The organism is Bifidobacterium intestinale, from assembly GCF_023656765.1.
Lineage (GTDB): Bacteria > Actinomycetota > Actinomycetes > Actinomycetales > Bifidobacteriaceae > Bifidobacterium > Bifidobacterium hominis.
Genome location: NZ_JAMOKR010000003.1, coordinates 127,078 through 141,785 on the forward strand (window position 1 = coordinate 127,078; position 14,708 = coordinate 141,785).

At 54.7% G+C, this 14,708-nt stretch carries 11 protein-coding genes; 4 read left to right on the forward strand and 7 right to left on the reverse strand.

All coding sequences use genetic code 11. The annotated features are described in order from the left end of the window. Positions 1 to 128: 128 nt before the first annotated feature. A complete protein-coding gene (locus tag NBH13_RS05230) occupies positions 129 to 1,796 on the reverse strand; it encodes a sugar transferase (protein WP_250779192.1) in 1,668 nt (555 codons plus the stop codon). Positions 1,797 to 2,149: 353 nt separating this feature from the next. Further along, on the reverse strand, positions 2,150 to 4,084 hold the full coding sequence (locus NBH13_RS05235; RefSeq protein WP_250779193.1) for a DUF4012 domain-containing protein: 1,935 nt from the start codon (positions 4,082 to 4,084) through the stop codon (positions 2,150 to 2,152). A gap of 256 nt (positions 4,085 to 4,340) precedes the next feature. On the opposite strand from NBH13_RS05235, the gene NBH13_RS05240 reads away from it, so the two are divergent. Then, positions 4,341 to 4,664: a hypothetical protein gene (locus tag NBH13_RS05240; RefSeq protein ID WP_180753373.1), complete on the forward strand. Its 324-nt coding sequence runs from the start codon at positions 4,341 to 4,343 to the stop codon at positions 4,662 to 4,664. A gap of 18 nt (positions 4,665 to 4,682) precedes the next feature. Here NBH13_RS05240 and NBH13_RS05245 read toward each other — a convergent pair whose 3' ends face one another. Beyond that, the gene (locus NBH13_RS05245; protein WP_250779194.1) at positions 4,683 to 6,224 is read right to left on the reverse strand and encodes an MDR family MFS transporter; all 1,542 of its coding nucleotides are present in this window, start codon (positions 6,222 to 6,224) and stop codon (positions 4,683 to 4,685) included. A gap of 538 nt (positions 6,225 to 6,762) precedes the next feature. Here NBH13_RS05245 and NBH13_RS05250 point away from each other — a divergent pair. Further along, positions 6,763 to 7,176: a hypothetical protein gene (locus NBH13_RS05250; RefSeq protein ID WP_180753747.1), complete on the forward strand. Its 414-nt coding sequence runs from the start codon at positions 6,763 to 6,765 to the stop codon at positions 7,174 to 7,176. On the opposite strand, the gene NBH13_RS05255 is transcribed toward NBH13_RS05250, so the two are convergent. Beyond that, complete coding sequence (locus tag NBH13_RS05255) at positions 7,154 to 8,416, reverse strand: Nramp family divalent metal transporter (protein ID WP_250779195.1); 1,263 nt, start codon at positions 8,414 to 8,416, stop codon at positions 7,154 to 7,156. The genes NBH13_RS05250 and NBH13_RS05255 overlap by 23 nt on opposite strands. A gap of 122 nt (positions 8,417 to 8,538) precedes the next feature. On the opposite strand from NBH13_RS05255, the gene NBH13_RS05260 reads away from it, so the two are divergent. Both NBH13_RS05260 and NBH13_RS05265 read left to right on the forward strand, forming a co-directional pair. Beyond that, positions 8,539 to 9,393, forward strand: a complete 855-nt coding sequence (locus tag NBH13_RS05260) for an aldo/keto reductase (protein ID WP_250779196.1) — start codon at positions 8,539 to 8,541, stop codon at positions 9,391 to 9,393. A 50-nt stretch (positions 9,394 to 9,443) separates the two neighbouring features. Then, positions 9,444 to 10,250, forward strand: coding sequence for an HNH endonuclease family protein (locus NBH13_RS05265; protein ID WP_250779197.1), 807 nt, complete (start codon positions 9,444 to 9,446; stop codon positions 10,248 to 10,250). Positions 10,251 to 10,339: 89 nt separating this feature from the next. Here the strand turns inward: NBH13_RS05265 and NBH13_RS05270 are convergent, their stop codons facing one another. The 3 genes from NBH13_RS05270 to NBH13_RS05280 all read right to left on the reverse strand — a co-directional run bounded on the left by NBH13_RS05270 (position 10,340) and on the right by NBH13_RS05280 (position 14,702). After that, positions 10,340 to 11,416 (reverse strand): LacI family DNA-binding transcriptional regulator, encoded by a 1,077-nt coding sequence (locus tag NBH13_RS05270; protein ID WP_250779198.1) that lies wholly within the window; start codon positions 11,414 to 11,416, stop codon positions 10,340 to 10,342. A 141-nt stretch (positions 11,417 to 11,557) separates the two neighbouring features. Then, entirely contained in the window at positions 11,558 to 13,612 is a 2,055-nt protein-coding gene (locus NBH13_RS05275; protein WP_250779274.1) for a beta-galactosidase, read from the reverse strand. A 229-nt stretch (positions 13,613 to 13,841) separates the two neighbouring features. Next, complete coding sequence (locus NBH13_RS05280; RefSeq protein WP_250779199.1) at positions 13,842 to 14,702, reverse strand: putative endonuclease domain-containing protein; 861 nt, start codon at positions 14,700 to 14,702, stop codon at positions 13,842 to 13,844. Positions 14,703 to 14,708 lie beyond the last annotated feature (6 nt).

Sequence of the window (14,708 nt, forward strand, 5' to 3'; positions counted from 1 at the left end):
GCAACCAAACAAACTCCACCACACAAAAACACATCCCCCGCCTGCACAAGTCAGGAAATACAAAAAGAGCGCTCCGGGAGGGAGCGCTCTGATTTGCACGACGATTCGTGCGAAAAGTACTGCGGAATTTAGTAAGATCCGGTGCCGCGGAAGACCACGAGCACGGTTTTTGCGAGAATCGCAAGATCGCCTGCAATGGACCAATTTTCGATATAGGAAACGTCCAGATATTCGCTCTGTTCCTGCGAAAGATCCGAACGGCCAGAAACCTGCCACGGACCGGTAATACCAGGCTTAACCAGCAGTCGCGCGGAATAAAGGGAACCATAGCGGGCAACCTCTTCCGGTAAAGCCGGGCGAGGACCAACCAAAGACATGTCGCCCTTCAAAACGTTGAAGAACTGTGGGAATTCATCCAACGAAGTCTTACGAATAAAACGACCAACCTTCGTAATTCTCGGATCATCCTTCATTTTGAAGATGAAACGATCGGTCTGTCCATTTTCTTCGGCAAGTTTCTTCTTCAATTCTTCCGCATTGGTAACCATGGAACGGAATTTATACATGGTAAACGGCTTGCCATGCAAACCGATACGCTTCTGCGAGAAGAAAATCGGACCACCGTCATCAAGCTTGATGGCGATCGCCGTACCCAACATCAGCGGCGAGGAAATCAGCAGCGCGAAAGCCGAACCAACGATATCCAGCAGGCGTTTAATCACGTACGTCGTATTCGTATACTGCGGCAAACTTGCCAGCAATACAGGCTGTTCGACGGTATTACGCAAGTACAGTCGGTGACCGCTCACATCTGCCAGAGACACGGCCAACGCAAGCTCCATGCCAAGGGATTCGACCGCAAGCGAAATGCCATGCAGCATTTCGGAATCACGGGAAAGCACGTCGGCAACGTACACTTCCTGTGCACCCAAGCTTTCGCACGTACGCGGAAAAGCGGCATTGAACGGGATCACCTTCAGTTTGTCGGCACCTTCAATGGAAGGATCAGGGTCGAACGGCGTGACCACATAAGCGTCTTTCTCATTACCGTCAACTTCGATCGGACACACGGCAATCGGCGAATAACCCCAATTGGAGTAGTCCCGCATGGTACGCAACGCACGATTGATACCGTCGGAAGAGCCGATCACCACGGTCTTATACTTGCAGGCGCCCTTCTGACGGCTGCGATGCTGCCACTGACGCATCTGCCAACGGGCGATGACTTCTAGGAAGAATGCAATGATCGGAGCGACAATAAGCGCGGTTCGCGGCAAGGAAAGATTGAAAATAAAAGCAAGCGAGCAGTAAGTGATGATGGTGAGCAGCGACGCGTTGATGATTTTCGCATACAACTCGTAGCCTTCCGCCATCACATGACGATGGTACGTTCCAGCAAAAGTGAGGCTCAACACCCAGATGAGACTGAAGCAGATGAGGAACAGCCAGAACGGCATGGCCCCATTGATGGCATTATATGCGGCATCATTGGCCCAAAGACTGATGGACAGCGAAATCAGCATGACCGCAAGATCGACCATCACCAGGCAAATGACAAAAAAATAACGCCATGCGGGCACAACCTGACTCCGCCTGCCCTTGCGCCTCTCATCTTCACCAACGGAAAATGGCGTGTTCGAAAACGTCATCGGCTCAAACTGAGGGCTGTTGTTTTGCGACTGATGCCGCTCCTGCTTCTGATCCTGACGACGAGAGTCAGAAGAAACGATATGGATTTCCTGGGTTCTCACTACTTGATCCGAACCCTGCTCAGAGCGGCGGAAACCGCTTTGCATGACTTTTCTCCCTCTACTAACCACATCGCCCTCCCCCGAAAAGAAGGGGGTTCCCTCTATGAAGAGATAGTATCATAAGCCCTGTTAAAAAAGCAGACCCCCAACTCGCCTTTGCGGTTAAATTACTATTGGAAACACTTGCTTTTGAGCAGATAACGCGAAACGCGTGGCAAGAACGGATGAAAAGTTGGTGTCCGTTTCACGAACGTGAGATTACATACGCATATACCCGCATATACCCGCATACTCACCCATACTCACCCTGTTGCAAGATGACTTGTCTAGCCTCTTGCTTGACAATTTGACCGTTTGCCGGCCGCCTGTTTGGCTGCTTAAGCTGCCTATAGAACTGTCTAGCGACCTTCAATCAACGGGGTCTGACGAAGGGTGAGCGGCTCATCCGTATCCGGGGCGGACTGCACGTGCACGGTGATCTCATAGGATTCGCCGGGCTGCAAGGTCACATCGCCTACGCCCACGGTCAGGCCATTATGCAAAGTCACACCCTTGTAATCGTCGGCATTCTGAAATTTCCAATCCACCAAACGACCGTTCGCAGGCGCGTAAATGAACAATGCCGTCTTGATCTGGCCCTTCGGAACGATATTTCCGCCACCAGTCACATATTCCGCTTCGGAAGCCGCTTCTTCCGCCGTCATGGTGTTCTGCAACTTGATATGCACCGTATACTGGTTCGCGCCGTTTCGCGCGACCTTCTGGAATTCAGTGGTCACTTCGCGATGCAAATACCAGTCCATTTTCGACTCGGTTTCGTCGGAAATATACACGCCGACCTGCGGTTTTGCACCTTCCGTAATCAATTTGCCGGAAATAGCGGAATCGGCAATCAGATTCTGCTCATCCTCATGCGCGCTCCACACCATCACGTGCCCCTGCTCAACAGACGTGGAAAGCGCCTTGACATACGATTTGAAATTGCCCGCATTCTGCATGATATGGTCGAACGCAGCTTGCGCGGCAACCGCGAAATACTCGTCCGTCTCCTGCGGAGCCATGCGCGCATACACGTCATGCAGCAACGTTTGGGCAGTATTCGCACCATCCAACGTCGAACCGTCAGGCATGGCAACGCCACCGGTCACCGCCAGCATGTTCTGCAGGAACAGCGGATCAATGGCAATCACACCATCAACCGCAACGCCATACTGGCGATTCCACATGGCGCTCACAATCTCGCCGGTACGCGGAAAATCAGGCGTGAAATTCACGTCGCGAATATCCTTGCCAAGCTTGTCGGTAAACAGCAAACGTTCCTCGGCAGTCAAATCCACAACCGGCTCGTCGGCATTCTGAATTTCCGAATCGGAAACGAACGGTTGCAAGCTCACGTGACCACTCTGCACCGTGGCCAGACCGAGTGATCCTGTAAGACCGCCGGACGGGCGCGCCTCCGCATTCGTTTGCGCAAGAATCAAATAATTGCGCGGAGCATCATTCGCATGGCTTTCCGTACCCAACATGCTTGGCAACACCCGCACGATGGAATTCAAGGAATGCACCATGCTGTCAAGTTTTTCGCAATACGTTTCCGCGGTTTTCAAGGCGTCCGCGATCTGCGCGATATGCGGGGTTTTCACGGCTTTCACGGTTTTCACTTCCCGCGTGGCCTTGTCGATTGTATCGTCCGCGATTTGGAGCGGCCGTTGAGACGCTTCCAATCCGGAAATTTCAATCGTGCCATTTTCCACGTGAACATTATTCAGATCAATATTGTCGGCCGCCTGCAATAATTGCGGCAATGCCTGCGACGAAACATTCTCCATGGCAGCCACCATGGTACGCACGGCGGAAATATCATCGCCCGCATACGGTACGACCGACGCCAACTGCCAGAGCGGCGAAGACGTCTGCTTGTAAGCCTTGCTCACGTGATCGGAGAACGTGTTGACCTGTTCCTCACGCTTGGATTTGTCGGAATCGACGATTGTCTGCTGCAAGCCTTGCGCACTCGACACCGCCTGCCGCAACTCGTTTTTCGCCTGCAACGCCGACCATACGAACGCGCCGGCGAAAACGGCAAGGACTGCGATTATCACGAGCACGCCGATTAGGATCTTGCGACGGCGACGTTTGCGCTTGATTTGGCGAATATGCTCGGCGCTCATGCGGCGGCGCACGCGGCGGGAATGCGGGGCGGCTGAGCTGGAGCCGGCGCTGGCGTCGGAGTCTGCGCTGGCGGTGGCGTCGGTGCCGGATTGCGGTTCCTCCTGACGGTCCCGTTCAGGATGGACACCGAATTCTTCAGGCTGGTCAGACGCGCCGTTCATATTCCGTTTCGCTCCCTAATTGTTTGCAAGCACTTCGGATTCCCCAGTGTAATAGTAGGGGGAGTCGACGCAGCCTACGGAGCAATAACGGGGTAAACGGAAGTATTACCGCTCACAAATATCTGAAGCACGCATGTAGGATGACGCCTTCACAAGAGTGTCACTATATGGACACTTTCCGGCATTTAAAATCGTTCTGATACGTTCATCCGATAATCTATAGGTTGCAAAACGGTGCTTAACAAAAGAGGCAATCATGAGCGAAGAAGCAATACGAGAAGAAGTGGCGCAAGCTGTGGAAGTGGCCGCAAACAAGGCTGCCGAAGAGGAAATCAGCAAGCTAACCGAATTCGAAAGTGCCATCGACGAAACGCTCGCCTCCGGATATTTGGACGACACGCTAACAGTCACCGACGAAGACGGCGTGGCACAGGTACTGCCGGTACTTGATTCCGAGCCGATCTCCCACTTGGTGGAAGGCCTTGAAGCTGTGGGCGGTCGTGCCAACGTGTTCGTGCACACCAGCGCCGGCGTGGTGGCCCTCAGCGTGGTGGGATACAAGCCCAACGAGGAAGAATAGCCGTCGCAGCATGCGCAGCTAGACGGCACGCATGCGGTTGAGGGCGCGCTGCACGGTTTCATGGGTGGAACCGGCACCCTGGCCGCGCACGCCGAAGAACACCATCAGCACCATCACGAAGCAGATTGCCGCACTGACACGAAGCGCCCACTGAATGCCGAACACGTTGGCAGCCGCATACACGGCTTTTTTGCCACCGAGCGCAGCCCAACGCAACGAAGTGAACGTCTCCATCAGAATAACCAACACCGGGGCGCCAATCGCGCCCGCAATCTGACGAACCGTATTCGTCACCGCGGATCCGGCGCTCACCTCTTCCGGTTCCAAACAGTTCAGCGACCATGTGGTGATCGGCATCAACACGAAACCCATGCCGATCTGGCGCACAAACTGCCAAATCGATACCCACCAAATCCACGAGGTCATGGAAATCAAACTCATCATGACCGTGCCGAAACACAAAGTAATCGTGCCGACCAACGCCACCGGGCGTGCGCCGAAACGGTCAAGCACTTTGCCGCCGAAAAACTGCGAAATGCACTGGCCGAGCGCGCCGGGAAGCATCACTAGGCCGCTAATTGCAGCGGAATAGCCGCGGCAATCCTGAATATACAGGGGCATGATCACCATAATCGAACTGAACGCGAAGAACGAAAGCGCGGCCGTTATCGTGCCAACAGTAAAACTACGATTCTTCAACACGCTCAAATTCAGCAACGGCGGCTGCGCTTCAGGATTTTCACTCTGCCTGCGAGCGCCATGAATCTGGCGGAACACAAACCAAATAATTCCCGTGATACCAATCAACATTGGCAGCCAAACCATCGGATTTGCAAACGAATACGATTCAATATTCGTAAAGCCGAACATTAAGCCGCCAAAGCCGAAAACAGACAGTCCAACAGAAAAAAAGTCAGCCTTCGCGGTTTTATCGTTCTCACCGAAATTATGCAATCCAAAATAGGCAAGAAGCAGCGAAATTACGCCGATAATGGTCAACGTGAGGAAAATTGAACGCCAACCGTTCAAATCCGTCTGCACGCCGCCAAGCGTCGGGCCGATCGCCGGAGCCACGCTCATCGCCATGCCAACCGTACCCATTGCGAAACCACGGCGAGACAGCGGATAAATCGAAAACACCGTGATCTGCAACACCGGCCACATCACACCCGTGCCAACCGCCTCAAGCAAACGCCCGATCAGCACCATCAAAAAAGTTGGACCAAGCCAAGCGAACAGTGAACCGATCGTGAACACGACCATGGAAACAAGCACGATTTCGCGCGTCGAAAAACGCCTCGTAAGGTATGCCGTAAGCGGCACCATCACGCCCATGACCAGCTGAAAAATCGACGTCAGCCACTGACCGGTCGTAACGGAAATACCAAAATCGCTGACAATCGTCGGCAACGCGGCGCTTAGCTGCAATTGCGTGAAATTACCGACGAACGTAATAAATGTAAGAATCGCAATGGAAATGAACGCCGTGCGCGTTAAATGACCGTTCTGATACGATTCCTCGCGAATAAGCGCTCGGGACATGTTCCGCTTCGCTGACATCAATCACCTTCTCCACATTCAAACGCAAAAAACTATATGACAGCCCATATGACATGGATGCTTGAGGACTGCGAAATTGCGCTTACTGAGTGGATTGTGAGGCAGCGTGGCGGCACATGGCAGCATTGCGGCACATGGCAGCATTCCGGTGGCGTTCCTCTGGATATTCGCTTACGAATCCCTGTTTTTGTCATTTCGGGGTAACACTCCCCCATTTAGAGGCATCATGACACGCAAAACGGTAGGCAAGTTTTCGGCGTAGGCAGTGCCGGAGGGTAATGATGACAATTAGAGCCATGTTCCACATCTGCATGGAGTTGTGGGGCATTTTCATATGCCTGATTTGCACAGGCGGAATTCTCATTGCCACACCACAAAAACCAGACGCACTCGCATCAAAATACTTATGCAGATCGCCTGCATGCTTCTTCTTGGAGCCGACGCGCTCAGCTAGTATTTTCTCAACAATCCCGGAGAAACCGCATACTACATGGTGCAACTCGTTAATTTCTCCGTATTCTGCATTAATTATATTTTCATGAGTTTATTCACAACCTATATTTGGTTGACAGTAAGCAACCATAATCATCGCAAACCAGCCGCATTGTATGCCGTCTACGCATTGTCCGCAAGCGGAATTCTTTTACTCATCATCACACAATTCACTGGTCTTTTCTACTATTTCGATGACCACAATCGTTACCATCGCGGTAACTACTATCTTCTTTCGCAGGCAATTGCGGTCTTGGGAATCGCATTATGCCTCTTCATGTTGATCTCATATCGCAAGAATCTTGATCGCATTATTTTCCTTTCCATGATGTCGTTCTTCGTGCTTCCGGTATTGGCGACCATCTACCAAGCACTGGCATACGGTTTTTCATTGCAATGTTTGGCGGCCGTAATCCACACAGAAAACGGGATGTGCATCAGGAGCGGCCGGAAAGTGTGAGGAAGACGAGAATCACATTAAGCGCAACAATCAGCGAAACAACTACCATATTGATCGCGAATTTCACCGGACCATCCACATAGTCGCCCATTAATGAGCGATCGTGAGTGTATTTCATCAGCGGAATGATCGCGAACGGAATACCGATCGACAGTATCACCTGCCCTATGATCAGCGCCTCCGTCGGATTCTTCGCAAACCACAGTACAATCAATGCCGGCACAAGCGTCACCACGCGGCACGCCCACATCGGCGCTTTGACCCGCAACAGTCCATGCATAATTTCGGCGCCGGCATACGTGCCGACCGATGTGGAGCTCAGGCTGGAAGCCAACAGTCCAATCGAGAAAATCGTGCCGATCACAGGGCCCAGAGCGGCTGCGATGGCATGCTGCGCGCCTTCGATCGAATCAGTGCCGGTCACGCCATACAGCGAATTCGCCGCGAGAATCAGCAGCGCCAGATTCACCGTGCCGGCCAGAAGCAACGCCCATACCACATCGACCTTGCTGCCATGCAGCAGCGTCTTGATGTCGGGCTTCTTTTGCCCCGCGGAATAATGGTCATTGACGAGTGTGGAATGCAGGTAAATCGCATGCGGCATCACCGTGGCCCCCAGCATCGAGGCGGCCATGAGCACGGTCGCGGACCCTTTGAAACGCGGGATCAAGCCCGTTGCCACCTGCGTGGGATTCGGCGGGTCGATGAAAAGACCCGCGATGAAGCCGAACGTGATCACCAACAGCAGCGCGATGATCATCTTCTCGAAAAGACGATGCGTAGGCCCCTTCTGGAAAATCAGCAACACCGTGGAAATCGCGCCGATAATGCAGCCGCCGACGAACAACGGCAGACCGAACAGCAGTTTCAGTGCAATCGCTCCGCCGATCACCTCCGCCAGATCCGTGGCGATGGCGATCACTTCAGCCTGCATGAAGAACATGAACCGGCCGGCATCCCCCAGACGTTCGCCCAGAATCTCCGGCAGACTCCGGCCCGTGACGATGCCGAGTTTGGCTGACTGGTATTGGATGAGCACGCTCATACAGTTGGCCAGAACGAGCACCCATACCAGCAGATAGCCGTATGTGGCTCCGGAAGTAACATTCGCAGCCACGTTGCCTGGGTCCACGTATGCCACAGCAGCCACAAAAGCGGGGCCGAGGATGCCGGCGAGCGCGTGCCCGTAATGCTGGTGAGATTGTGGTTGCGGAGTAGTCATTGCATTCTTTGAATCCATATTGTCCTCCATATCCGCGCAACGTTATAGCGCGCTTACCTGCATGGAATTGTTACGGCCGTTACGCCTCCCGCTAAACTGGTGTGGAGAACATCGCATATTCGATTCAAGGGGTTGTTTCCATGGCTACTTTCCATACTCCGATGGTTACGCTTTCCGACGGCAATCTGATTCCGCAGATCGGTTTGGGCGTACTGCGCATCGACGATGAGGGCGTTACTCCCGTAGTTGAGAGCGCGCTGGAAGCCGGCTATCGGCACATCGACGGTGCCGCGGGATACAACAACGAGGCCGGTGTGGGGCGTGCGCTACGCAATGCGGGCTTCACGCAAGGCAAGCATCGCAAGAATCTGTGGGTGACCACGAAGCTGCGCGATTCGGAACAGGGGTACGATTCCGCGCGCAAGGCGTTCGACCGGCAGCTGGGTCTGCTGCAGCTCGACTACGTGGACATGTACATGCTGCACTGGCCGACGCCGTTCAACTGGCGTTCCGGCGAAACGTGGAAGGCATTCCAGGAGTTTCGTGCGGAAGGCCGCGTGCGCACACTGGGCGTGTGCAATTTCATGCCCGAACATCTTGACCGCTTGTATGAGGAAACCGGTGAGTATCCGGCCGTCAACCAGATCGAACTGCACCCGACCTGGCAGCAGCGCGAGGTTGTGGAATACTGCAAGGCGCACGGCATTGCAGTGGAAGCGTATTCGCCGATGGCCCGCGGCGCTGATTTGAACGCTGGAAATGGCACGATCGAACGTATCGCAGCCGCGCACGGGGTCACCCCGGCACAGGTGATTCTGCGCTGGCATATCGAAAATGGAACAATCATCATCCCCAAGTCGACGCATGCGGAACGACAGAAGCAGAATCTCGATCTGTTCGGTTTCGCGCTTGCTCCTGAAGAGCATGCCGCGATTGACGCGCTTGATGGTCCGACGCGCGCAGGTCATGATCCGATGACGTTCACTTACGCCTGATATTCCCAATTCCGCAATTTCAGTGTGTTGCATGTATTATTTCAATACTTATGGCACGAAAGAATAATCGTAATTCTTATAATTATCGGAATATTGAGCAAGATGTGCGTGATATTCAGCGGGCTGGCAAACGGTTCAAAAAAAGTTGGATTAATGCTGACGGCCCGCTAGAACGCATTCTCATTCTGCTGGTCGTCGTTGCGGTAATCGGCGTCACTATCGGCATGCTTCTGCCGAAAGTCAATCCGACCGTAGGTGAGATTACCGGCGAATACACGGCAACCGGCACTGCCGCGGAAACGTTGGAAAAACTTACGGTCGATGACAATCCCAGCAAAGCCGGATATGATCGCGACGCGTTCGGATTCCGAGAAACCGACGACGACGGCAATGGTTGCGACGTACGCGAAGATGTGCTCGCCCGCGATTTGACGGACGTGCAATATAAGAACAGCCGCAGCTGCCAAGTTGCGTCGGGTACACTCGATGACCCATATACCGGTCAGACCATTCAGTTCGTGCGCGGAGTGAAAACGTCTTCGGCAGTGCAGATCGACCATGTGGTCGCGTTGGAGAATGCATGGCAGTCGGGCGCGAACACGTGGGATCATACGAAGCTGTACCAATTCGGCAATGACATGTACAATCTGCTGGCCGTGGATGGGCCGGCGAATCAGCAGAAGGGTTCCGCTTCGGCCGCATACTGGCTGCCGACGAACAGCGAATACCGTTGCGATTACGTGGCTCGGCAGATTGGCGTGAAAGACAAGTACGGACTGACCGTCACCACGCAGGAAAAGCGAGCGATGCTTGCCGTGCTGCACGGCTGCCCCGCACAGGAATTGCCGGCAAATTGAAGCTAATTCCTGTCTGAACAAGTCCTGTTCTGCGTCTGCGCAAGTCCGGAATTGGCCTTGAAATCGGAGTTGTGCAGGCGTCAGGTCAGCTACACGCGAGTGGTGGCGCGGGCGATCACGTGCGACTGGGTGGTGATGCAACTCGGCTCCAGCACACGCGTGCCGTCGATCCGGTCGAGAATGCGGCTGACCGCAGTCGGCGCGATCCAGTCGAGACAAGAATCCATGGTGGTCAGCGGAGGCTGGAAATATGCGGCTTCTTCAATATTGTCGAAGCCGATCACCTGCATCTGTTCAGGCACGGAAATGCCGTTCGCAGCCAAAGTGAACAGCGCACCCAACGCAAGCTGGTCATTGAATGCCACAATCCCGTCGAAAGGAATTCCGGAATCGATGAGCTGTTGCGTAATTCGAGCGCCGGAGCCGATCGTCCAATCCTGGCCCGTGTTCATCACCAATCGCGAATCGAATTCGATACCTCGCGCGGCGCATGCTTCGAGCACGCCGCGGAGTCGCAGTTGCGCATTGCCTTCCACTGCTTCACGCACGGAATCGATATGCTCCGGTTCGGTTCGCGATCCGACCACCGCGAGCCGGGTTGCGCCATGGTCGAACAGGTATTCGGCTGCGAGTCGGGCTTCCTGAATATCGTCGGGGGTAACGTGGTCGGCTTTGCCGTGTGTGGAACGCGCGCCCACGCATACGAGCGGATAGTCCACGTCCAAGTCCGCCGCTTCAAGGTTTTCGACTTCGGAGATCGACAGGATCATGCCGTCCGAGACGGTGGTGTTGAAGTTGCGCAGGAGTGATTGCGCTCCTTGTGCGGATCCTTCGGCGTAGGTGGTGACGTATACGGAGTAGCCGTAGCCGCGGGCCGCGGCGATTACGCGGTTGGCGAGCTCCGACAGGTATGGGGCGGTCAATGTTGGTACGGCGAGTGTGATGAAACCGGTTTTGCCGCGGTTGAGATTGCGCGCGGACACGTTCACGCGGTATCCGAGTCGGTCGATGACTTCCTGGACTTTTTCTCGCGTGGAGTCGGTCATACGGCCGGAATGGTTGATCACGTTGGATGCGGTTTTGAGTGAAACGCCTGCCTCTTCGGCCACGTCTCGTAGGGTGACGCGTTTTTTGTCCGGCTTCGGCTCCGGCTTTGACTCGCCCATGTTCATCTCCAGGATCGTTCGATATGCCGATGAAAGTTTACCAGTTATAGCAAGCCCGCCACCTGAAGTTTCAGTATGGCGGGCCTGGGTTATGTGAGATTGCATGAGATTGCGTGAGGTCACGCAATCAATCACACGGGATCACGCGCGCTTTACGACGAGCACACCGTTGCGATGCACGGTATAGCTGCCCGCCTGCTCCCCTGCTTCCGTTTGGAACAGGTAGACCGGCTCACCGTCGATGCCCTGCAATGCGATTTCTTTCTTGCCTCGCGGAAGGTAGAAATCGAAGGTTGCGTCTGCGGACTTGCGTACGGTGTGCAGCACGTCGGGATTGACCGGATCCGTAGAATCTTCCACGATATTGGCGCTCACGAATTGCGTGAGATCGGCCACGTTGAGATCGCATCCGACGAAATATGCTTCGCCGGAACCGTACGGATTGCGGGTGATTGCGGCGGTGCCGTCGAGTTCCCATTCGTCGGCTTCCTCGCCTTCGTAGGTGGCCAGCACTTGCGCGCGTTCGCCGTCGACGTTCACGTCGTTCTGCCACAGGCGAGTGACCGCTCCGGAACTCAAACGAATCTCAGCGGGCTCACCTTCGGCTTCCGCACCGAGAATGTTGAATTCTTCGCCGCGAATGCCGAGCATTTCGCGCAGCAGGCCGTCTCCGGCTCCCGGGTATCCGCCGAGCCAGGTGTGGAAGTTTTCGTCGATCAGTCCGGTTGCGTAGCCGATGACCACACGGCCGCCTGCGGCTGCGAAATCGGCCAAACGCTGCGTGTCTTCGGCGCTGAGCATGATCACGGTCGGCAGTACGACGGTCTTGTATGCGCTCCAATCGTATTTCAGCGGCACAATGTCGGCGCGGGTGCCGGCGTTGAGGAACGCGCGGTACCAGTCGCGCACGTCGTGCCAATGGTTGAGTTTCATGCTTGGCAGGGTTTCGGAGCGTGTGGCCCATTCGGATTCCGCGCTGAACAGGATCGCCGTGTCGGAGAGTTCCAATTCGGTGCCCTGCACGCCAGCGTCGCCGAGGGTTTTCAGCGCTGCGCCCAGTTCGCACACTTGGCGGAACAGTTTGGTGTCTTCGCCCGCGTGGGGCACGAGTGCGGAGTGGAAGGATTCGGCTCCGAATGCGGAGGCACGCCACTGGAAGAAGTTGATGGCGTCGGCGCCCATGGCCACGTGCGCGATGGAGTCGCGTACGGTTTCGCCCTTGCGCTTGCGTGCGTTGAGCGGCTTCCATTGCACGGCCGAAGTGGAGTGTTCCATCACATACCACGGCTTGCCGAGTGCGAGGGAATCCATCAGAGCGTCGGAGCAGAACAGCTCGTCGATATGGGATTCGCCCTCGTGGAAGTAGTGGTCGTTCGACACGAAATTGACTTCTTCGGCCCAGTCGGCATAATCCATGCAGCACTGGTCGGTGGAGACCATGAAGTTTGTGGTGAACGGCTTGTCGGGGCAGATTTCGGCGATTGCATCACGTTCAGCCTTGTAGAAGTCGAGCAGCATATCGTTGCCGAAGCGTTCGAAATCAAGCTTTTGACCGGGGTTCACCATGGAATCGGCACCCATGAAGCGCGGGATGAGCACTTCGTGGAATCCGTTCATTTCCTGACCCCAGAAGGTAGTGCCCCACGCCTTGTTGAGGTTTTCGATGGTGCCATATTTACGCTCGCACCACAGGCGAAATGCGTTGAGCGCGTTGTCGGAATAGTCGTAACGGTTGTTCCAGCCGTATTCGTTGCCCATATGCCATGCGGTGACGTACGGGTTGGTGCCGTAACGTTCGGCCAGCTTGCGGCACAGGGTGAGCGCGTATTCCTTGAATACCGGGCTTGTTGGGCTCCAGGATTGGCGGGATCCAGCATTGACGGGGTGACCGAACTTGTCTTGCGGAAGCACTTCCGGGTGCTTTTCGTACAGCCACAGCGGTGCAGTTGCGGTTGCGGATGCCAGGTCAACCGCAATGCCGGCTTTGCCAAGCTTGTCGATGATACGGTCGAGCCAGCCGAAATCCCAACGGTTTTCTTCCGGCTGAATGCGATCCCAGCTGAAAATGGCCACGGCCACGGTATTGACACCGGCCTGTTTCATGAGGCGGACGTCTTCGTCCCACACGTCTTCCGACCACTGGTCGGGATTGTAATCACCGCCGTATGCGATGCCTTTGCCGTTGTCGGTCAGCAGTTCCGGCCATTTGAAGGGCTGGCGATTGGGGTTATCGGAGTTACTGGTATGGCTAGGTTCTTTGGATTTGTTGTTTTCCTTGCTCTCATCATTGAAGATCCGCACATTCTCACCTTTCCGAACATACTTGATACAACTGTGTATCTATTGACAATACTTTATAATAGATACTTCTGCAATTCTGTCAATTTCGATTGCGTGTCCGATAGCATTCCCATACACGAAAAAGTCAGATTCTCCGCATTCTTCGCATACGACAGGCCACCTTTCTCCACGGAAGCGGCGTGCTCAACGCAATCGGACGTCCCAACTTGCGTGCACGGATGGCGGCGATATTCATCGCAAACGCAGCACGGTGCGGCTCATCCGACAAATCAAGCTGAGTAACCGAGACGACCGTCCATCCCATGCTTTCCAACTGTCTGCGCTTCCATGCGTCACGACGCCATTGCGTCCGGTCCGTGCGGTGATGGTCGCCGTCATACTCGATGCCGATCAGCAATTCCGGATCGGCCAAATCGAGCGTAATCGCGGCGCCATTATCGAATGAGATTCCCGGAACAGTGTAATTCGATGTGAAACCCCACAATCCGTAAGAATATAAACAAAGCCTCGTCTGCGTCTCTTTAGGTGAATCGCTGCGCGAGTCCATCAACGTAAGCGCGTCGTAACATTTTGCCTTGCATTGAAACGTCTCATGTTCCACGAAATCACGCAACTTCGACTCGGTGGTCCTGCCATGTCGAATCATCGATTCCCCCAATTCCGTCAATCCGTCAACCTGCGTGCCTTTCGCCATCAACGCCCATGTCGTTTCCGCATTCAGGACTCCAATGCCATCAGTCGTATATCGAATATGCCTTGAATCAAGCCCCGACCAGCAATGCACATAAGCATCCGGCGACGAAAGACGACTCAATCGGGGGTCCGAAACGGTGACATGTAGCTTGTCCGAAACAAAATTCGTTTGCGACGGCCGTTCGACCTTCCACATATCGACAGCCGAAATATGGCTGACTGGACCAAGCAACACAGCCTCACGGCACGCTTTCCAAGTGATGGACTGCCTTTCTTCAAGGGATCGAGCCATCAAAGG

Bases quoted from the DNA above. Each gene is read 5' to 3' on its own strand.
- NBH13_RS05235 (WP_250779193.1), bottom strand. From the start codon at position 4,084: ATGAACGGCGCGTCTGACCAGCCTGAAGAATTCGGTGTCCATCCTGAA.
- NBH13_RS05230 (WP_250779192.1), bottom strand. From the start codon at position 1,796: ATGCAAAGCGGTTTCCGCCGCTCTGAGCAGGGTTCGGATCAAGTAGTG.
- NBH13_RS05245 (WP_250779194.1), bottom strand. From the start codon at position 6,224: ATGTCAGCGAAGCGGAACATGTCCCGAGCGCTTATTCGCGAGGAATCG.
- NBH13_RS05260 (WP_250779196.1), top strand. From the start codon at position 8,539: ATGGCTACTTTCCATACTCCGATGGTTACGCTTTCCGACGGCAATCTG.
- NBH13_RS05270 (WP_250779198.1), bottom strand. From the start codon at position 11,416: ATGGGCGAGTCAAAGCCGGAGCCGAAGCCGGACAAAAAACGCGTCACC.
- NBH13_RS05250 (WP_180753747.1), top strand. From the start codon at position 6,763: ATGAGTTTATTCACAACCTATATTTGGTTGACAGTAAGCAACCATAAT.
- NBH13_RS05280 (WP_250779199.1), bottom strand. From the start codon at position 14,702: ATGGCTCGATCCCTTGAAGAAAGGCAGTCCATCACTTGGAAAGCGTGC.
- NBH13_RS05240 (WP_180753373.1), top strand. From the start codon at position 4,341: ATGAGCGAAGAAGCAATACGAGAAGAAGTGGCGCAAGCTGTGGAAGTG.
- NBH13_RS05255 (WP_250779195.1), bottom strand. From the start codon at position 8,416: ATGGATTCAAAGAATGCAATGACTACTCCGCAACCACAATCTCACCAG.
- NBH13_RS05265 (WP_250779197.1), top strand. From the start codon at position 9,444: ATGGCACGAAAGAATAATCGTAATTCTTATAATTATCGGAATATTGAG.